Origin of the sequence: Bacillus sp. B4EP4a, from assembly GCF_006680105.1 — a bacterium.
In the GTDB taxonomy this organism is placed as follows: domain Bacteria; phylum Bacillota; class Bacilli; order Bacillales; family DSM-1321; genus Peribacillus; species Peribacillus simplex_E.
Map to the genome: position 1 here is coordinate 1 of NZ_VHIK01000029.1, position 19,979 is coordinate 19,979.

Annotated in this window: 18 protein-coding genes and 1 other annotated feature; of the genes, 6 read left to right on the forward strand and 12 right to left on the reverse strand. The window is 43.9% G+C overall.

Annotation, left to right across the window (positions count from 1 at the left end; genetic code table 11):
• Positions 1 to 129: 129 nt before the first annotated feature.
• The 3 genes from pheT to FNK51_RS15160 all read right to left on the reverse strand — a co-directional run bounded on the left by pheT (position 130) and on the right by FNK51_RS15160 (position 4,716).
• On the reverse strand, positions 130 to 2,544 hold the full coding sequence (gene pheT / locus FNK51_RS15150) for a phenylalanine--tRNA ligase subunit beta (protein WP_141993877.1): 2,415 nt from the start codon (positions 2,542 to 2,544) through the stop codon (positions 130 to 132).
• Between the two features lie 28 nt (positions 2,545 to 2,572).
• A complete protein-coding gene (gene pheS, locus FNK51_RS15155) occupies positions 2,573 to 3,613 on the reverse strand; it encodes a phenylalanine--tRNA ligase subunit alpha (RefSeq protein ID WP_141993878.1) in 1,041 nt (346 codons plus the stop codon).
• Between the two features lie 58 nt (positions 3,614 to 3,671).
• Positions 3,672 to 3,913, reverse strand: a binding site (T-box leader).
• Between the two features lie 44 nt (positions 3,914 to 3,957).
• A complete protein-coding gene (locus FNK51_RS15160; protein ID WP_098370017.1) occupies positions 3,958 to 4,716 on the reverse strand; it encodes a TrmH family RNA methyltransferase in 759 nt (252 codons plus the stop codon).
• Between the two features lie 122 nt (positions 4,717 to 4,838).
• On the opposite strand from FNK51_RS15160, the gene sspI reads away from it, so the two are divergent.
• Entirely contained in the window at positions 4,839 to 5,048 is a 210-nt protein-coding gene (gene sspI, locus FNK51_RS15165) for a small acid-soluble spore protein SspI (RefSeq protein ID WP_061464325.1), read from the forward strand.
• Between the two features lie 16 nt (positions 5,049 to 5,064).
• Here the strand turns inward: sspI and FNK51_RS15170 are convergent, their stop codons facing one another.
• The 7 genes from FNK51_RS15170 to FNK51_RS15200 form a co-directional block, all read right to left on the reverse strand.
• On the reverse strand, positions 5,065 to 5,448 hold the full coding sequence (locus tag FNK51_RS15170; protein WP_141993879.1) for a general stress protein: 384 nt from the start codon (positions 5,446 to 5,448) through the stop codon (positions 5,065 to 5,067).
• A 401-nt stretch (positions 5,449 to 5,849) separates the two neighbouring features.
• A complete protein-coding gene (locus tag FNK51_RS15175; protein WP_141993880.1) occupies positions 5,850 to 6,662 on the reverse strand; it encodes a YflT domain-containing protein in 813 nt (270 codons plus the stop codon).
• Between the two features lie 169 nt (positions 6,663 to 6,831).
• Positions 6,832 to 7,761 (reverse strand): YsnF/AvaK domain-containing protein, encoded by a 930-nt coding sequence (locus tag FNK51_RS15180; protein WP_141993881.1) that lies wholly within the window; start codon positions 7,759 to 7,761, stop codon positions 6,832 to 6,834.
• A 230-nt stretch (positions 7,762 to 7,991) separates the two neighbouring features.
• Positions 7,992 to 9,317, reverse strand: a complete 1,326-nt coding sequence (locus tag FNK51_RS15185) for a (Fe-S)-binding protein (protein ID WP_141993882.1) — start codon at positions 9,315 to 9,317, stop codon at positions 7,992 to 7,994.
• Positions 9,314 to 10,726 (reverse strand): glycolate oxidase subunit GlcD, encoded by a 1,413-nt coding sequence (gene glcD / locus FNK51_RS15190; protein WP_141993883.1) that lies wholly within the window; start codon positions 10,724 to 10,726, stop codon positions 9,314 to 9,316. The genes FNK51_RS15185 and glcD overlap by 4 nt, the downstream gene beginning before the upstream one ends.
• A gap of 118 nt (positions 10,727 to 10,844) precedes the next feature.
• Positions 10,845 to 11,957, reverse strand: coding sequence for a PucR family transcriptional regulator (locus FNK51_RS15195; protein WP_141993884.1), 1,113 nt, complete (start codon positions 11,955 to 11,957; stop codon positions 10,845 to 10,847).
• A gap of 73 nt (positions 11,958 to 12,030) precedes the next feature.
• Positions 12,031 to 13,719, reverse strand: coding sequence for an L-lactate permease (locus tag FNK51_RS15200; RefSeq protein ID WP_141993885.1), 1,689 nt, complete (start codon positions 13,717 to 13,719; stop codon positions 12,031 to 12,033).
• Positions 13,720 to 13,963: 244 nt separating this feature from the next.
• Here FNK51_RS15200 and FNK51_RS15205 point away from each other — a divergent pair, with 244 nt between their 5' ends.
• From FNK51_RS15205 to FNK51_RS15220, 4 genes are all read left to right on the forward strand, one after another.
• Entirely contained in the window at positions 13,964 to 14,689 is a 726-nt protein-coding gene (locus FNK51_RS15205) for a FadR/GntR family transcriptional regulator (RefSeq protein ID WP_141993886.1), read from the forward strand.
• Between the two features lie 186 nt (positions 14,690 to 14,875).
• Complete coding sequence (locus FNK51_RS15210) at positions 14,876 to 15,592, forward strand: (Fe-S)-binding protein (protein WP_141993887.1); 717 nt, start codon at positions 14,876 to 14,878, stop codon at positions 15,590 to 15,592.
• Between the two features lie 23 nt (positions 15,593 to 15,615).
• Positions 15,616 to 17,046 (forward strand): LutB/LldF family L-lactate oxidation iron-sulfur protein, encoded by a 1,431-nt coding sequence (locus tag FNK51_RS15215; protein WP_098370007.1) that lies wholly within the window; start codon positions 15,616 to 15,618, stop codon positions 17,044 to 17,046.
• The gene (locus FNK51_RS15220) at positions 17,040 to 17,744 is read left to right on the forward strand and encodes a LutC/YkgG family protein (RefSeq protein ID WP_220126993.1); all 705 of its coding nucleotides are present in this window, start codon (positions 17,040 to 17,042) and stop codon (positions 17,742 to 17,744) included. Before FNK51_RS15215 ends, FNK51_RS15220 begins: the two co-directional genes overlap by 7 nt.
• Before the next feature lie 59 nt (positions 17,745 to 17,803).
• Here the strand turns inward: FNK51_RS15220 and FNK51_RS15225 are convergent, their stop codons facing one another.
• The gene (locus FNK51_RS15225) at positions 17,804 to 18,889 is read right to left on the reverse strand and encodes a M42 family metallopeptidase (protein WP_098370005.1); all 1,086 of its coding nucleotides are present in this window, start codon (positions 18,887 to 18,889) and stop codon (positions 17,804 to 17,806) included.
• Between the two features lie 64 nt (positions 18,890 to 18,953).
• Positions 18,954 to 19,442 carry a dUTP diphosphatase gene (locus FNK51_RS15230; protein ID WP_098370004.1) on the reverse strand — a complete coding sequence of 163 codons (489 nt, stop codon included), beginning with the start codon at positions 19,440 to 19,442 and terminating at the stop codon, positions 18,954 to 18,956.
• A 109-nt stretch (positions 19,443 to 19,551) separates the two neighbouring features.
• Between FNK51_RS15230 and FNK51_RS15235 the strand changes: the two genes are divergently transcribed.
• Positions 19,552 to 19,932, forward strand: a complete 381-nt coding sequence (locus FNK51_RS15235) for a sigma-w pathway protein ysdB (protein WP_141993889.1) — start codon at positions 19,552 to 19,554, stop codon at positions 19,930 to 19,932.
• The last annotated feature ends 47 nt before the right edge of the window (positions 19,933 to 19,979 follow it).

Genomic DNA, 19,979 nt, shown 5'->3' on the forward strand with positions numbered 1-19,979 from the left:
TTACGCCGTTTACTCGTGAATTCACGCTGTTTACTTGTAAATTTACGATTTACTCGTGAGTTTGCACCTTTCACTCGTAAAATCAAAAAAAAGACAGCTCCCCATGTGTCAGGGAGCTGTTTTTTGGTTTTATCCTCTTAGTTCTGCGCCAGCTTTTTCTTTAACGGCTTCAAGCACTTTTTCATGTGCTTTTGTAATGTCCTCGTCCGTTAGAGTACGTTCCGGGTCGAAGTATTTCAGTGAGTAGGCAATGGATTTCTTGCCTTCCTCCATTCTTTCACCTTCGTATAAGTCGAAGATGCTTACTTCTTTCAGCAGTTTGCCACCGGCTTCTTCAATAATATCCTGAATGTCCCCGGCTTTCGTAGCTTGATCCACAACTAGAGCGATATCGCGTGTGGTTGATGGATAGCGCGGAATGGTTTGGTACGCAATCGGCGCGACTTCGGCTTCGGCCAATGCTTTTAAGGAAAGTTCGAAAATGTATGTTTCTTTAATATCCAAGTCTTTTTGGACAGTTGGGTGCACTTGGCCGATAAAGCCAATCACTTCACCATTCAATAGTACTTCCGCTGTCCGTCCTGGATGCATGTCGTTGATTTCAGCTTGGCGATAATTGATTTGATCAGCTAATCCAAGTGTGTCGAATAATGCTTCGATCACGCCTTTGGCTACAAAGAAATCCACTGGTTTCTTTTCGCCTTGCCATAGATGTGACTCCCATAGGCCGGTGATTGCTCCAGCAATATGTTCTTTTTCTTCAGGCAGTTCTTGTTCATCACGCTTAAAGAATACCGAACCAATTTCATACAGTGCCAGTGAATCAATTTGGCGGGCATTGTTATATTTCACGACTTCCAGCAATTGAGGCACGATGCTTAAACGCAGCTGGCTTCTTTCTTCACTCATTGGCATTGCTAATCGAATGGATTCTCTTGCTTCCAATGCGAATTGGGACGCTTTTTCCTGGCTTGTCAGTGAATAGGTCACCGCTTGATAAAGGCCTGCGCCTTCAAGTGTACGGCGTGCCTTCCGCCGTTTAATTTGATAGTCAGTCAATTGGCCTGGGGTAGCAGCACCAATCGGCAGTGTAGCGGGAATGTTATCATATCCAAATAAACGTGCAGCCTCTTCGACTAAATCAGCTTCAATCGTAATATCACCACGGCGCGTCGGGACTGTGATTGTGAATGTTTCATTGTCAAGTTCAACGCCAAATTGCAGACGTTTGAAGATCGATTCCACAACCGATACAGTCATGCTTGTTCCAAGAAGTGTGTTGATTTTTTCAAGAGTGATGCTAATGACCGCAGGTTCCATTGTCAATTCATCAACTTCTGCTGCTCCTTGTAAGACTGTTCCGCCTGCATATTGTGCAATCAATTGTGCAGCACGTTCTCCAGCTTCACGTACACGGGCCGGGTCGACACCTTTTTCAAAGCGGGCACTAGCTTCACTGCGTAATCCATGGTCCTTTGAAGCTTTACGAACTACTGTACCTGCAAAATATGCACTTTCAATAATGATGTTCGTCGTATCATTTTTCACTTCGGAATCCGCTCCGCCCATCACACCAGCTATCGCTACTGGCTCGCTGCCATTTGTGATCACTAAATGGTCAGGTGTCAAAGTGCGTTCCGCTTCATCCAATGTTATGATTTTTTCAGCATCCTTCGCTCTGCGGATGACGATTTCCTTTGAACCAAAGCGGTCATAATCAAAGGCATGGAGCGGTTGGCCGTATTCAAGTAAAATGTAGTTCGTGATATCCACCACATTATTATGAGGTCGGATACCTGCAGACATCAACCTAGTCTGCATCCAAAGCGGTGAGGGTCCGATCTTGACATCCTTGATGATTTTAGCAATGTATATCGGGTTATCTTCTTTCGCTTCAACTTTGACACTGATATAATCAGTTGCTTTTTCAGCTGCCTCTTCTTTCTCGACAACCGGCCATTTCACTTCCCGTCCTAGAATGGCTGCCACTTCGTATGCAACACCAAGCATGCTCAATGCGTCGGAACGGTTTGGAGTCAGCCCAAGTTCCAGCACTTCATCACTTAGACCAAGTTCCTCCAATGCATCTTTCCCTACTTCCACATCATTAGGGAAGACGAAGATACCTGTAGCATAATCCTTGGAAACGAGCTTGGATTCGAAGCCCAATTCCTGAAGCGAGCAAATCATCCCGTGCGATTCCTCTCCACGAAGTTTCGCTTTCTTGATTTTGAAATTACCTGGAAGGACTGCGCCAACAGTAGCGACTGCGACCTTTTGGCCTTTATCGACATTCGGTGCTCCACAGATGATCTGAACGGGATTTTCGGCCCCGATATCAACTTGGCATTTATTCAATTTATCCGCATTTGGATGCTGTTCACGTTCAATGACATGCCCGATGACGACCCCTTTTAGCCCTTCACTTTTCTTTTCCACCCCTTCAACCTCAATGCCGCTTTTCGTGATTTTGTCAGCTAGCTCCGTCGCATTGATGCCTGAAAGGTCAACATAATCTTGTAACCATTTATATGACACAAACATGGTAGGTCCTCCTTTTTAAAATAAAAATTTATGCTTCGTGATGGTTGAATTGTTTTAAGAATCGAACATCATTCGTATAGAAATGACGGATATCATCCACACCGTACTTCAACATGGCAATCCGTTCCACGCCGATTCCAAATGCGAATCCAGAGTATTTCTTGGAATCGAAGCCAGCCATTTCAAGGACGTTCGGATGAACGATCCCGCCGCCAAGCACTTCGATCCAGCCTGTTTGTTTACATACGCTGCAGCCTTTACCACCACAGATTTTACAAGAAATATCCACTTCGACGGAAGGCTCCGTAAATGGGAAGAAACTTGGACGAAGACGGATTTCTCGGTCTTGCCCGAATACTTTTTTCGCAAATACGTCCAGCGTTCCTTTCAGGTCGCTCATGCTGATGTTCTCATCAATGACCAAGCCCTCAATTTGCTGGAATTGATGGGAGTGTGTAGCATCATCGTTATCACGGCGATATACTTTTCCTGGGCAAATGATTTTAACAGGACCTTGCCCTTTATGTTTTTCCATCGTTCTGGCTTGAACAGGTGAAGTGTGTGTACGCATCAGGATTTCATCCGTTATGTAGAAGGAATCCTGCATATCACGTGCCGGATGGCTTTTTGGCAAGTTAAGTGCCTCGAAGTTGTAGTAGTCGCTTTCGACTTCAGGACCTTCCGCAACGGTATAACCCATACCGATGAATAAGTCTTCGATTTCTTCCACGACACGTGTTAATGGGTGTAGATTCCCCTTGTTAACCGGACGTCCAGGAAGTGTGACGTCAATCGTTTCAGTTGCTAGCTTTGCATTGACTGCCGCAGTTTCAAGTGCTTTTTGTTTCTCCTCGATCTTTGTTGCGATCGCTTCCCTTACATCATTGGCCAGTGCCCCGATTTTCGGGCGTTCTTCGGCAGATAATTTACCCATGCCGCGTAATACCTCAGTGATTGGCCCTTTTTTCCCTAAATAAGCAACTCGGACTTCATTCAGTTCTTTTAATTCGGAAGCGGCGGCAACTTTTTGCAACGCATCTTCCTGCAGTTCTAGTAAACGTTCCTGCATCATGTCTTCCTCCTTTATTTTCCTTTTGTAAAAATGAACACAAAAAAACCCCAATCCCTAAAGGGACGAGGTTTATGTATCGCGGTACCACCCTTATTAGTGCACGAACAAAAAAACTTCTGCACTCACTTCATTAAAAATAACGGCTCTTCACCGGAACATTTTTCGGACATCATGTCTTCCCAATGCCAACTCGAAAGGTGAATTCCCTTAAGCAGTGCCATAAAAATGCTTTCAGTCAAGGCATTTTTTCCCTGGATATGGTTAACTTAAGCTACTACTCTTTGTCATCGTTGTTTTCATTATAAAATTCTGTTTTATTATATTATAATTCTTCGGCCGTTTCAAATCGATTTTCGTAAATAGTACATTAAAATCCCGGCAGCGATCCCCACATTCAATGATTCGCTTTTTCCGTAGATGGGAATATAAAGGTTTTTAGTCGTTTTCTCCAGTAATTCCTTCGATACTCCTTGGCCTTCATTACCGACCAACAGGGCAAACCGGGAAGACTTTTCCACTTCTTCAAATGGCGATGCGCCTTCTAATGCCGTGCCATATACCGGTGTGCCGCTTTCCTTCAGCTCATCGATGATTTCGAAAAGGTTTCCTTTAATGACAGGCATATGAAAGAGGCTCCCTTGCGTCGAACGGACCACTTTGGGATTATACAAGTCAGCACACCCTTCGCCAAGTATGACTGCATCGATTCCAGCTGCATCCGCTGTCCTGATCATCGTTCCAATATTCCCCGGATCTTGTACAGCATCGATCAACAAAAGTTTATCCGGATTGATGGACGCCATGCTCGTTGATTTCTGTTCACAAACAGCAGCAATTCCCTGCGGGGCTTCGGTATCACAAATCGCCTTCATAATATCATTTTTCACATAAATGAGTTCTGTGCCTTCCACCTTAAAATGTGCAGGCATTTCAGTTTCTTCATTGATGATCACTTCCAAGACGATTTCTTCTTTTAAGGCCTCTTCAACTAGGTGAAAACCCTCGACTAAATATTTACCTGTTTTATCTCGTTCTTTTTTCGTCAAAAGTTTTTTCCATTGCTTAACTTGCGGGTTTTTTACGGATTCAATATATTTCAAGGGTAAACGCTCCTTTAACTTCACACTGATTTTCCTATTATAACGCAATTCACATACATATTGCATGTGAGTTTGTGAAATGCTATTAATGTCAGTAATTATGTGTTAGAGGAGGAATTATTATGAATTTAAACTTACGTAATGCGATCATCCAAAATGTATCTGGAAATTCGCAAGATCAGTTGGAAGACACGATTGTCGATGCCATACAAAATGGCGAGGAAAAAATGCTACCTGGATTGGGAGTCTTATTCGAGGTCATCTGGCAAAATTCATCTGAGCAGGAAAAACAGGAAATGATCACTGCCCTCGAAGCAGGATTAAAAAAATAACAGCCTTCAAAGGCTGTTATTTTTTTGATTTCGCTTCGCAAGCCTTCAGTTCTTTGATGGAGACTTCTTCATCAAGCAGCAAGATGAATTTTTTTGCGCTCACTTCTTCAAGCATCGCTTTTGTCTCATCATAAGAGTAGCCGTATTTCGTGAAAAAGCTGCGTAAATCTCCAGATCCTTCATCTGTGAAGTAGTGGAAGATTCTTAAAAAAAGAGTGTCCTCCTTATCCTGATTGGCGATGATCAGTATATCCGTATGTTCATTTCCAAGCTGCACATTATTTTTTATATTAGCTGCTACTGTCATTTGGGTGCCAGATACGCCTTTAGCTTTTAAGTCCTGAATTGCAGCAAGTAGTTCCGGATTAGAGTCAAAAACACCATATACGTTTTTTTCCATGTTTCTCCCCCTCCTTGTTACTCTACTTAAAATAATACCTTTGTCATTATACCTTGCAGCTTTAACAATAAACAAGCAAATAGTCTATTGAGAATTCCTGACTAAAGAACAAGGGAACCCTTTGCCTAAAGGTTTTTTTAAAAAAACCGCCTGGTTCAGTTTGCAGATAAAAAGGGGTCGAAAAATATATCCTTCATCAAACAAACCAACTGAACCAAAGCAATATCTTCAACTCATCACCATGTATGATTTCTATCAAGGGAGACCCCGCGTAAAGCGAATGCCTGGAATGGAAATCAACGTCCCAATTTTACAAGCCATAAAGAAACTGCAGACAAACTCGATTTTCATCTAGTTTGTCTGCAGTCTGAACAGCCTTGTGCAGGCAGTTATTTTGCGTATTACAGATTGTCGGTATTGATTCGATTTTTGATGTTTTCATCCTGCAAGCCTTCCTCTTGCTGCCCGCTGGCATTCGGGCTCACGGTCCGATCCAGTGATCCTTGAGCATCAAGGGCTTTATCAGTATCAGCAGAAAACGGGTCTGCATGAGGGTCGCTTGCTAGTGTTCCTTCATAATTCCCTGGTTTTTTCTTCTTGAATTTTTCTGTGGAGTTCCCCCAGATTTCCCTTTCTTGAGCCCGCTTTGTATCCAGCTCTTCATTTCCAAAGATGTTCGCAGAATTCCCATGGAGTTCTTCGCTTCTTCCTGGCTGTGCCTCCACTTCCCCTGTTTGATAGGCATTTGCTGTTGTTTCAGGAAAAAGGTTCGGGTCCGGATTGTTCACCACCCCTGTTTTAAGCGGATTCTCTGCAGGTTCGTCCGTTTCCTCCATGCGATTGGAAGTTATGCTCTCCCGTGCTGTTACGGTTTCCGATTCATCTAACAGAATCAGGAATTTTCCAGCCTCCACTTCATTTATATAAGCGGTGGCTTCACTATCGGCAAGCCCTAACTCACCTAGTCGGTTCCTTATATCTTCAGAACCCTCATTCAGGAAAAAGTGTTTCATCTTATCAATGAAGGAATCCTCGTTAGAGTTAGTAACGACGTCGACATCCGGATCACGCTTTTGATTGACGAAATCCAATTCTTCTTTCTTATCAGCCATTACCGTTATTTCTCCTTCATGGACCCCCTTTTCCTTGAGGGATTGAATAGCCTGGATTATTTCTCTTTCCGTATTAAAAACACCATATAATGTTTTTCCCATGCATCTTCCTCCTCCAATTATTCCGATATTTCTTCTTATGTGTATTTATACCCTGATGGGTGCCAATTAAACAAAAAGGTTTGCCTTCCCTAGGCTCGTACCTTTAATCAGTCTTTTAGACCCAAAAGAAGCCTGCAGTTTTAAAAACTGCAGGCTTCTTTCTTCACCTTTAGAAGCGGTCGGTTCTACGTTCAGTTGCCTTTTTCTCATTTACGATCGATTCATCTGTACTATCAAGCTGGATATCTTCCTTTTTAAGAGTATCCTGAACTTGTTCCGTTTCTTGTACAGCATGTTTCTTGATGACAATTTCATCTGTGACGACCGGCTTTTTCGAAACTTCCAATTTTTCTTCAACTACGGGGATCCGTAATGTTTTCCCATCTTCAATGCTTCCGGTTTCCAGGTTCGCTTCACGTCCTGAAACTGATCTATGCTCGACTGTCACTTCTTCGTGTTCAACAGGGACATTAATCGTTTTATGCTGTTCATTGACTTCTTTGTTAATGACGACTTCTCCTGTCTGAACTCTTTCTTTGTCAATGTTCAGCTGTTCTTCCCGAAGTGTAAGCGTCCTTTCATCCTCTGGCAATTCACGGCCTTGTCCGTTGACTCCATAAACATCTTCATTATTTAATGCATCGGTTTTTTCAGTGCCATTATATAGTTGGTTGGTGGAATTTGTATCAAGCCGTGTAGCGGCAGTATCCATATTTCCGGTCGTGAATTTATCTCTTGCCGTTCCAAGATGGCCTTCACCTTCTTCTACCAGAACCAGGACTTTTCCATTTTCTACATCAAAGACATGTTCAGCCGCTTCACTATTCGAAAGGCCTGCATTCGCCAATCTTGTTGAAAGGTCTGCCGTATCATCCGGCATGAAGAAACGTGCCACCTTGTCCATAAATGATTCGTCGTTAGGAACATTCGTCATTGTATGAACATCCGTTTCACGTTGAGTGTTCGTGAAATCCAATGTTTCTTCCTTGTCTGCGACGACCGTTATATCGTCCCCTTCAAAGCCCTTTGCTTTAAGTGCATTAATTGCCTGGATCACTTCTGCATTTGATTCATATACTCCATATACTGTTTTATTCATTTTACATTCCTCCTTAGGTTTTGTTGTTTCGTTTAGTGGATGCTATGTATAAACTCTACCCGCTATGAACCTAAGTAAACGAGGAATGAATATTTCATTTATGTTATATCATTTACAAATTGTTCTCGGCACAGAACGCTTTTTCAATTGAAATCCAGACTTTTCAAGGGTTTCCCCATTTAAAAATGTAATGTTTAACTAAATAATGCTATTTCATTTTTTTTCTTCTATTATAATGCCACAGCCTTTATTAGCAGGTCCGCTATATGCACCGCTTTCGTACATTCCCCCAAGTTTTCCCTCTCGATCCCCAATTGCATTTGTAATAGACAGCCAGGGTTTGCCGTGACAACAATATCGGCCTGAGTCGATTTCGTGTGTTCCATTTTGGAGTCGAGGATATTCATGGACATCTCTGATTCAACAATATTATAAATCCCTGCGGAGCCACAGCACCGATCCGCATCCTTCATTTCCCTGAAGTCGATTCCTTCTATCGATTGAAGGAGAATTCGCGGAGCCAAGGAGGTGTTCATCACATTCCGTAAATGACAGGAATCCTGAAAAGTTACCGATTGAGCCGGCAGTTTTAACCGAACCTTTTCCTGGAAACGCAAATCAACAAGTATCTCGCTGATATCTTTCAACTTATTTTTAAATGTAACTGCACGGTCATGCCATTCCGGTTCAGCTTGGAGCAAATGGTCATAATCTATGAGAAAAGCTCCACAGCCGCCGGCATTCGTAATGATATAATCAACTTCCTCCGCTTCAAAAGCTTCTATATTACGCTTGGCCAGTTGCTTTGCACCTGCTTTTTCACCACTGTGCCCATGCAGCGCCCCGCAACATGCCTGGGATTTCGGAATCACGATTTCACATCCTGCCAGCTGAAGAAGTTTTAGTGTGGCCTTGTTCGTTTCCAAAAACATCGTATCCATCAAGCAGCCGGAAAAGAAAGCCACCTTTTTGAGCGGGGTTCCGATTGCAGGCAGCCCGGTTGGCCTATTTTTCATTTCTGATTTTTTCGGGACTTTCGGCAGCACCTTTTCCATGGTTGCCAAATTATTCGGAAGCATGTTGAGGACTCCCGTTTTTCGGGCCATGTATTGCAGACCTGATCTCTGATAGAAGCCAAGCAGGCTCGTCATGGCCTGCATTCGCTCCTGGTGCGGGAATAACCCACTAAAAACGGCCTTGCGGATCGTTTTTACAGGGTAACTATGCTTTTTATTCTGATGGATGATATCCCTTGCTTCTTCAAGAAGATGTCCATATTTCACACCTGAAGGACACACAGGTTCACAAGCCCTGCAGCCGAGGCAAAGACTCAATGAACGTTCTACATCCTCATCGGGCTCAATCACACCATCCGCCACCGCTTTCATAAGTGCAATCCGGCCCCTTGGCGAATGGGATTCCTTCAGCCCCGATTCCATATATGTCGGGCAGTGGGGTAAGCAAAAGCCGCAGCGCATACAATTCAACAATTCATCTTCATTCATTTTTTCAGCGAATTGCATGGCGATGGTTTCCCTTTCCTGAACTGTCGTCATGAAGAAATCACCACCCTTTTCCTGGTTTCCTTGGCAAATACTTTGCCGGGATTCATGATGTTATTGGGATCGAAAGCTTGTTTAATCGCTCTCATGGCATCAATCCCTTCTTTCTTCAGCTTCCATTCAAGATAAGGGGCCTTCATCGCCCCTACACCATGTTCACCGGTAATCGTCCCGCCAAGGTCGATAGCCGCGGCAAAAATGTCGGCAAAAGCGAGCTCCACTCTCTCCATTTCCTCATGATCACGAGCGTCGGTAATGCACGTTGGATGCAGGTTCCCATCCCCAGCATGGCCGAAAGTGCAAATGTCCACGTTATGCTTGACAGCGATCTCATTAATCGCCTTAACCATCTTGGCAATTTCCGACCGTGGAACGGTGGCATCCTCCAAAATGGTCGTCGGCTTGAGGCGTGCCAGTGCAGAGAGGGCTGTCCGTCTTGCGGTTTTCAAGGCGGCAGCGTCAGACTCCGTTTCGGCAATTTCCACTGAAACCGCCTTTTCCTGTAGACAAATATCGGCCATCCTTTTCATATCACGTTCCACCACTTCAGGCGGACCATCTTGTTCAATCAGCAGGACGGCTTCCACATTGGTGGGCAAACCGATTTTCGCGAAGTCCTCAACCACGATCAACGTCGGCCGATCCAGAAATTCCAATGTAACTGGAATGATTTTATTTGAAATGATCTTGGCCACTGACTGGGCTGCAGCATCCAGATCTTGATATAAGGCAAGCATCGTCTTTGTCGTTTCCGGCATTGGGATCAGCTTTAAGATCGCTTCCGTAACGATGCCCAAGGTCCCTTCTGACCCGACGAAAAGTTTCGTTAAATCATATCCGGCTACATCTTTGGCAAGCTTGCCCCCTGTTCGAATGATGTCCCCATTCGGAAGGACCACTTCTAGCCCGATGACATAATCACGGGTGACTCCGTACTTTAATCCTCGCAGTCCACCAGAGTTCTCATTAATGTTTCCGCCAATAGTGGAGATTTTCATCGAACTGGGATCCGGCGGATAAAACAATCCCTTTTCTTCAACTGCTGAAATCAAGTCCAATGTGATAAGCCCAGGCTGTACGGTCGCCGTCAAGTTCTCCTCATCTATTTCAAGTAATGAATTCATTCGATTGAATAAAAGGACAAGCCCCCCCTCTGTCGGGCAAGTGCCTCCGCTTAAATTCGTCCCAGACCCGCGTGGAACGATCGGAACACGGTATTCATTGCAAACTTTGACGATGGCTGCGATTTCAGCTGTGCAGCCCGGTTTAATGACAGCATCAGGCATCGCTTGAAACCCTGGCGTTGCATCATATGAATAGACTAGACATTCCACTTTCGAGTCATCGAAATTCTCCTGACCGACGATGGTAAGAAGTAGCTGCTTAACCTGTTTTGTTAACATGTACATCCTCCTCATATAAACATAGGAAATTCGAGATTTTTTATATGATGTAAGTATAAGAAAGAAAACACTCAATCATCTATGTATGAACATATAGAATTTAGAGCTTTCCATAGAATTAATTTGTATGTTTATCCAATATACTTAATGCTAGATACATAGTGACTAAATCGTCTAGCTTCCTGGGATTCAGGCGGGTCAAATCTTCTATGCGCTTGAGCCTGTAATGGAGGGTATTGATATGGATATGCAGGGCTCTAGCGGTCTCCTTTAAGGATAGATCACATGCAAAATACATGGAAAGGGTTTTAAGCAGCTCCTCATTAGGAAGCAACTCCTGAATCGTCCGGGATAAATATTCCTGTCTTGTTTCAGCGGTAACTTCATCAAGCAGGACCTCAAGCTTCAAGTCCTCGTCTAATATGATCCCCGATGAAGGAAGCGCGATTTTCAAAGAACGTTCCGCTTTAAAAAACGCTGACCTGAAAGCGGATCCCGATGCACGCGAACTAACTCCTGCACACACTTTATAACCCGAACTCTCTTCCAGCTTTTTTTGGAGTTTACTTAATTTCTTTAATTGCTGGATTTTTGTACCGATGAAATCGGCTATAGAAAGAATGACGAATTGGTTCCTCCCCCATCGGACTGCGATGTCATTGGGATGCTGCTGTCTTATGTATATCTGAAGCGTTCTCCACACATGAGGTTCAATGATTTCCTCAGTCTTAAATTCACCAAGGGTGATGATCCGGTCTGCATGAACATCTACCCCAAGCAACTTGGCCTTCTGAAGGAAAAGCTCATTGAACGTCTCCAGCTGATGCCATTCAAATACAAAGAATTCCATCAGACGTGATTGGGATTCTGCTTGTTCGATATGATAGCTTTCCTGAATGAACATCTCCGTCATCTTTTTTAAAAGTTCCGCATAGGGGGAAACATGTTTGGGGTCGCCTGTAATTCCAATGACACAAACTGCTTCCTGGTTGAAGAAAATAGGTAGATTTATACCTGCCTTCACTCCTTTCCAACTTCGTTCATCCTGTTTATTGATGATCAATTTCTCACGATTTTTGAAAGCGTGGATAGCTCCTTCATGATAAGCTCCAATACGGCTGTTATCGGTGCTGGCGATAATCGTGCCAGCATGATCAATAATGATGATTTCCTCATCAATCAGTTTCCGAACCTCATGAACCAATTTTCCTGCCACAGCTGTCAATTGCATGATATGTCCTCCTTTTTTGATTGGCCTCGAAAATATTTCGAGGCTCCCCTATGAAAAGGGAGCCTCATTCTACTTATGGAATCATCCAGGAAAGGACGCCATTTTGCAAGAAGGTAATCACACAAACAAGCAGCAATAAAAATAAACTATGTTTGAGCGTGAATCTCAATAATTCCGATTCCCTGCCCGCCAATCCAACGGCAGCACATGCAATCGCTATCGATTGGGGGGAAATCATCTTTCCGGTGACCCCTCCGGAAGAGTTCGCCCCAAGTGCCAAGACCGGCTCCATCCCCACTTTAAGTGCGGTCACTTTTTGCAGACTGCCAAATAAGAGGTTGGCTGATGTATCCGAGCCGGTAATGAACACACCCAGCCAGCCGAGAACCGGTGCGAAGAACGGAAATAAATCACCCGATTTTGCAAGGGTCATCCCTAATGTTGTCGACATGCCTGAAGAATTCGTTACATAGGCAAAAGCCACCACGGCAGAAATCATCAAGATTGGTTTTGCCAACTCTTTCATCGCTTCAACAAAGGTGCTATAAACGTCTTTTGCAGACATGTGTGCGATGAACTTCGTTACGATGGCAGCCAGTAAAATCGCAGTCCCGGCCGCTCCGAGCAGTTCTATTTTATAGAAAGCCGCAATCGGCAATCCATCGCTTCCGATTATCGCATTATGCAGACCTGGGACTTCGATTTGGAAGGTTAATAGTTTCCCGATTTCATTGATTCCGCCAAGCAACGCATTGTTGCCTTCATAATGCCCTGAGAGTGCCGGCTTTATTGGGTTCATCCCCCATATTGTTATGAAAAGCGTTAACAGAAGGAATGGTGACCAAGCATGGAATATCTGCCATTTCGTGTATTTTGTTTCCGCTTCTTCCGTATATAAAGGTTCGACGGCTGCTGCCGTTTCCTCGGATGCAAAGCGAAAGATCGTTTTAGGTTTCCAGAATTTAAGGAAAATTGCCAATGCAAATAGTGACACTAACGCGGAAAGGATGTCCGGTAATTCTGGCCCAAGAAAATTTGAACTTAAGTACTGTGTGATGGCAAAGGAAAATCCGGAAACCAATATTGCCGGCAAGACTTCAAGTGACCTTTTCCACCCAGTCATTATTAATATGAGATATAGCGGAATGAAAGCCGAAAGGAATGGCAATTGGCGGCCGACCATTTTTGAAATCTCCATGGCGGCTATGCCAGTTGGGCCTTCCATGGCGATGATCGGTATTCCAACCGCCCCGAATGCTACAGGAGCGGTATTCGCGATCAAACAAATCCCGGCTGCATATAGCGGGTTAAATCCAAGACCGACCAAAAGCGCGGCTGAAATGGCAACCGGTGCCCCAAATCCCGCGGCACCTTCTAAAAAGGCCCCGAAAGAAAATGCCACCAATAATGCCTGGAGGCGGCGGTCTTCCGTAAGCGAAAGCACCGAAGAACGAATGATATTGAATTGTCCGCTTTTAACAGTCATTTTGTACAAAAATACGGAAGTGATGATTATCCACCCGATTGGGAGCAGCCCATATACGGCTCCTTGTGAAGCGGACATCACTGCTTTTCCTGCAGGCATTCCATATATCAATACAGCCACTGCAAGAGCTACAAGCAACGTGGTTATACCTGCAATGTAACCTTTCATCCGTTTGATGGTAAGTGCCCAAAAAAAGTAAAGAATTGGAATGAGTGCGGCAAGAGATGATAAAACTAAATTATCGGTGATCGGCGTAAAGTTTTGTGTCCATGTCATTCATTTCGACTCCATTTTCTATAAATTTTTTAAAATCAACCGCTAATTGAAACCCCTTACATATCTGAAAATTCTAAGTCATCAGATGACTTGATGAGTACTCATTAAAATTAAATGATTAAAAATATAAAATCAAGATTTTTTTTATTTTTTGTTGATTTTTTAACCTTCTGGAAGTGTCAAAGATCATTTGTGTTATATAATATTAACCAGAGAAACTCATAGAAAATAGAGGTGCTACTACTTGGTATATAAAAAAATAAAGCCGAAAAAAATTTATGAAGAAGTCAGCGATGAACTTTATGAAATGATTCGGTCAGGCAGCCTGAAACCCGGTGAACAATTGGATTCCATTCAGCAGCTTGCGGAAAATTTCCAAGTCGGGCGCCCGGCCATCCGCGAAGCATTAAGTGCATTGAGTTCAATGGGTCTTATTGAAATAAAACAAGGTGAAGGAACATTCGTCAAAACCTTCGACCCCACCATCATGAACCATCCCTTGTCTGCCGCCCTTTTGATGGATCAAGCCAATATCAAGCATTTACTGGAAGTCCGGAAAATACTTGAGTCCGGTACGGCAGAAGTGGCAGCGAAGATGAGAACGAAAGAAAACCTTATCGAACTCAAGGAAAGTCTTTTTAATATGGAAAAGGTATCCGACGATGAAGAACTCAGTGATAAAGCAGATATCGCCTTCCATGTTGCAGTGGCAAATGCATCACAAAATGAACTGCTGATTACATTGATGAACCACGTTTCAGAATTAATGACGGAAAAGATGGGTGATATCCGCCGGATAGCGCTATATTCCGAAGAGATGACACTTAAGCAGCTTTACCAGCAGCATGTCCGGATTCATGATGCAATCGTGGCAAAGGATGAAGACGGAGCGCGCAGTGCCATGCTGTTTCACCTTCAAAGTGTCGAGGAATCACTGGACCGGGTCATCCAAAAAAATCAGCAAAATTAGAGTTGACCTTCCTTTAAATTTCAAAAATACCCTATACAAAAAAGGATTAAATTGATATATTATTTTGAAAACGATTACTTCATTTAAAAAATCTTGGAAATTGGTATATTCTCTTAACCATTTCCTTTTTCCATTTTCTAGTCATCAGATGACCTGTTAACCTATTTGAATAAGGAGGAGTTCAAATTGAAAGTTACTCTCTTTGCAACATGTTTAGTGGATTTGTTTCAATCCAATGTCGGCAAAGCGACAGTGGAGCTACTCGAGAGATTAGGCTGTGAGATCGATTTCCCGGAGTCCCAGATATGCTGCGGACAGCCCGCATATAATAGCGGGTATACGAAGGAATCGAAGGAAGCTATGAAAAAGATGATTAAAACGTTCGCGGATGCTGAATACATCGTAACCCCTTCCGGTTCCTGCGCAGCGATGTTCAAAGAATATCCGGTCCTTTTCAAAGGCGATGCCGAATGGGAAAAGAGGGCGGAATCATTAGCGGCTAAAACATATGAATTGACCCAATTCATCGTGGATGTCTTAAAAGTGACCGATGTCGGGGCGACCCTTAAGGGAAAGGCAACTTATCATACTTCATGCCATATGACACGGCTGCTTAAGGTGAAGGAAGCACCTGCCATTTTGTTAAGCCATGTCAGGGGGCTGGAAATGACACCACTTCCAGATGCCCAAAACTGCTGCGGGTTCGGGGGGACCTTTTCGGTTAAGATGGGGGACATTTCCGGGCAAATGGTCGAGGAGAAGGTCTGCAATATTGAAGCTACCGGCGCTGATTTTTTAATAGGCGGGGATGCAGGATGTTTGATGAATATCGGCGGACGGATCCAAAGGAAGGGGCAACCGGTGAGAGTGCTTCATATCGCGGAAGTCCTGAATAGTATTTAAAGAAAGCGAGGAGGGAAAAACTAATGGCTATGAAAACCAGCTCTGCCAAGTTTAAAGACCGGGTGGATGAAGGAATACATAATGATTTTATGCGATTGGCCGTATCGAGTGCCCAAGAACGATTACACGGAAGGCGTCTGACTGCCGTTGATGAATTGGGAAGCTGGGAGGATTGGCGGTCCCTTGGGGAAGAAATCCGGCAGCATGTGCTTAGTAACCTTGATTTCTATTTGCACCAGCTTGCAGAAAACGTTTCGAAAAGGGGCGGTCATGTCTTCTTCGCTGAAACCGCTGAAGAAGCAAGCGGCTACATTAAGGATGTCATTGTAAAAAAGAATGCCAAAAAGGTCGTGAAATCCAAATCGATGGTCACGGAAGAGATCAATTTGAATGCGACTCTTGAAGCAGTTGGCCTCGATGTCGTTGAAACGGACCTTGGTGAATATATTCTACAAGTGGATGATCATGATCCCCCTTCCCATATCGTCGCACCTGCTCTCCATAAAAATAAGGAGCAGATTAGGGATGTTTTTAAAGAAAAGCTTGCATATACGCAAACCGAAAAACCGGAAGAGCTTACCGCCCATGTGCGGGGCATTCTGCGTAAAGATTTCTTAAGCGCCGATGTGGGCATTACTGGCTGTAATTTTGCTATTGCGGAAACGGGCTCGATCGGTTTGGTGACGAATGAAGGAAATGCCGATTTGGTCACTGCCCTCCCAAAAACGCAAATCACCGTGATGGGAATGGAACGGCTTGTACCTACATTCGATGAATTCGAAGTCCTTGTCAGCTTATTGACAAGAAGCGCTGTCGGCCAAAGGTTGACCAGTTACATCACCGCACTTACCGGACCGCGTGATGAAGGAGATGTAGACGGCCCCGAGGAATTTCACCTTGTGATCGTAGATAATGGACGCTCCTCCATTTTAGGAACTGAGTTTCAATCCGTTCTTCAATGCATTCGATGTGCTGCCTGTATAAATGTTTGCCCGGTTTATCGCCAGGTTGGCGGTCATTCATATGGTTCAATATATCCAGGACCAATCGGTGCTGTGCTTTCCCCCTTACTCGGGGGGTATGATGATTTCAAGGAGCTGCCATATGCCTCCACTCTTTGTGCAGCCTGTACAGATGCCTGTCCGGTTAAGATTCCTCTCCATGACTTACTGAGGAAGCATCGTGAAGTCATCGTTGAAAAGGAAAAAATGGCCCCATTCTCAGAAAAGATGGCCATGAAAGCCTTCGGAATCGGTGCGGCCTCGCCTATGCTTTATAAGTTCGGCTCCAAAATGGCCCCATCCGCGATGTCTCCTTTTAAAACGGGGGATATCATCTCGAAAGGACCGGGACCACTAAAAACTTGGACAGAAAGCCGCGAGTTCCCTGCTCCAGGGAAAGAGAGCTTTCGGGACTGGTTCAAAAATCGGGAAAAAGGAGGGAAACCATCATGAATGGAACCATCCATAATGAAGGGACATTTTTAAACAATATAGCCAAAAACCTGGGAAGGGCTCCTATTACGGAAGGCATCTCCGTTCCGGAATGGAAGCACGCCCCCCAAAAAGAAGTTTTGAAACATGCGACACCAAATGATCTTGTTGCGGAATTGGAGGAGCAATGTAAACGGGTGCATACTCAGTTTCACGTTACCGACTCCAAGCAAGTGATGCATTGTTTAAAACAGGTGATCGAGGAACTTGGAAACGGACCCTTGATCATTCCTAAGGACGATCGATTTTCCGACTATGGATTGGAGGGTATCTTAAAGGAAAAAGATGTCCATATATGGGATCACCAAGCCGGGAAAGAAAATATCGAAAAAGCAGAAAGTGCTAACATCGGAATCACATTCAGTGAGATGACACTAGCAGAATCAGCGACCGTCGTCTTGTTCAGCGATAAGGACCATGGCCGTTCCATCAGCTTCCTTCCTTCCTGTCATGTTTCCATCATTCCAAAAAGCACCATCGTTCCGCGAATGACACAGGCTGCAGCGGCCATCCGTTCAAAAGTTACCCGGGGCGAAGTCGTTCCTTCCTGCATCAACTTCATAACAGGGCCGAGCAATTCTGCTGATATCGAAATGGACCTTGTCGTCGGCGTCCATGGTCCCATCAAAGCAGTCTATATAATCGTCGAAGATAAGTAGAAATAAGGAAAAAAAATGGAGATGACCTGATTAGGTCTCTCCATTTTTAACTTTCTATATTACTCGTAAATGATCCGATCAACCGCTTCACGATCGAGACGTTTGATCACTTCGACAATGAGCTTAACTGCATTCTCATAATCATCCCGGTGGAGCATTGCTGCGTGTGAATGAATGTAGCGTGTGGCAATCGTGATTGCCAGTGCGGGAACACCATTTGCAGTTAAATGGATGGAGCCGGCATCCGTCCCGCCGCCTGGAATCGATTCATATTGATAAGGAATATTCATTTCATCAGCCGTGTCGGTGACGAAATCGCGTAATCCCTTATGTGCCACCATCGATGAATCATAGATGACGATTTGCGGGCCTTCCCCCATCTTACTCATCGCTTCTTTTTCGGAAACCCCCGGTGTATCACCAGCAATGCCAACATCGACGGCAAAACCGATATCCGGCTGAATTTTGAATGTGGATGTTTTGGAGCCACGCAGGCCGACCTCTTCTTGCACAGCGCCAATTCCATAAACTACATTAGGATGGTCGCTGTCTTTCAGCTGTTTAAGCACATCAATGGCGATTGCACAGCCAATTCGATTGTCCCAGGCTTTGGCAAGCAGCATCTTTTCATTATTCATGACCGTGAATTCAAAATATGGCACAACCATATCCCCTGGCTTGACGCCCCATTCCTTAACCTCTTCTTTGCTGGATGCACCGATATCAATAAACATATCCTTAATATCAACCGGCTTCTTCCGCGCCTCCGCTGACAGGATGTGCGGCGGCTTGGAACCGATAATGCCAGTTAGATCACCTTTACTTGTAACGATCGTCACGCGCTGGGCCAGCATTACTTGTGACCACCAACCCCCTACCGGCTGAAAACGTAAAAATCCTTTATCATCAATTTGGGTGATCATGAAACCGACCTCGTCCATATGCCCGGTAACGATGATTTTCGGTCCGTTTTCATCACCCGTTTTCTTGGCAATCAAACTTCCCAGGCCATCTGTCGATATTTCATCCGCAAATGGTGTTATGTATTCGGTCATCACTTTTCTTACTTCACTTTCATTTCCTGCGATGCCTTTAGCATCCGTTAAGTCAGCAAGCATCCTTAACGTTTCATCCAATTGAGCCATACTTATACCTCCCTATAACTTACATTACAAGAATAATTATACAGAAAATCGATTGCATAAACAATCAGTAGCCTTGCTTTTGCCTTTCGTAATTCACTTCATTTTTGCTTACATATGCTTTTTCCACATCCACTGCTGAAAATCCAAGCAACTCCCCTAAATGTAAATACGCAGCAAAAACCTTTTGGAAAGATGCCTCTGTCAACTGTGTACGAAATTCACTGATGTAGCCGTAAATAGCAGTAAATTGAACCGTCAAATCCTCCTGATTCACCTTGAGGGCGGATGGAACTTCCGGTACAAATCCCCGTTCGATTCCAAGTGACAAAATGAAATGAATGCCATCCACGTATTCAGCCAATATCGTTTCTTTATCAGAGGGGCCTTTAAGACTCCAGAATTTAAAACATCTTGTTTCATTGGCAAGCTCTCCAAGCTCCACTAAAAGAGCAAGTATCTTCCGTTCCACTAAATCTTCAGCACCCAAATCATGCTTTGATTGTATATGCTCGTCCAAAGCTGCCTGCATTTCCATTAATTTACCTATGTTCATTTTCATCACTTCTTTCTATCGTCTTCCCCTAAATTATATCAAATAAATGAAACTTATTAAAAACCCATACGTAAATGAAGGGAATCACTCTGTTTAAGGAGGTAGAACCATGGTATTGATCATGCGGTTCATTCTTTTGACTCTCATTATTTTCTTAATATATACAGTCATCAAATACCTATTTAATCCGAAAAGAAAATTAGAACTTGCACATGAACAGAAAAAGTTCTTTCTGCTCGACGATACAGCCAATATACGAAAGAATTTTTTATTGACGTACAACGGGGTGATGTTTGAAGGGGAAAAGTATTTAGGGACGACGGAACGCTCCTTCGAGGTCATCTCCATCTTCATATGGCCTAAAAAAATGGCCGGCCTGAAAGGCTTGAAGCGAAATGACTTCTTAAAAATCGAGGCAGCCATTAAAAAACATTATCCGGATGCCGTTATTGATTGGAAGAGCCCGGTTAAGGAGTTTTTACAAAAATGAAAAAAATTAAACGTAATGAAGAGCCTTGAGAAAAATGGACTCAAGGC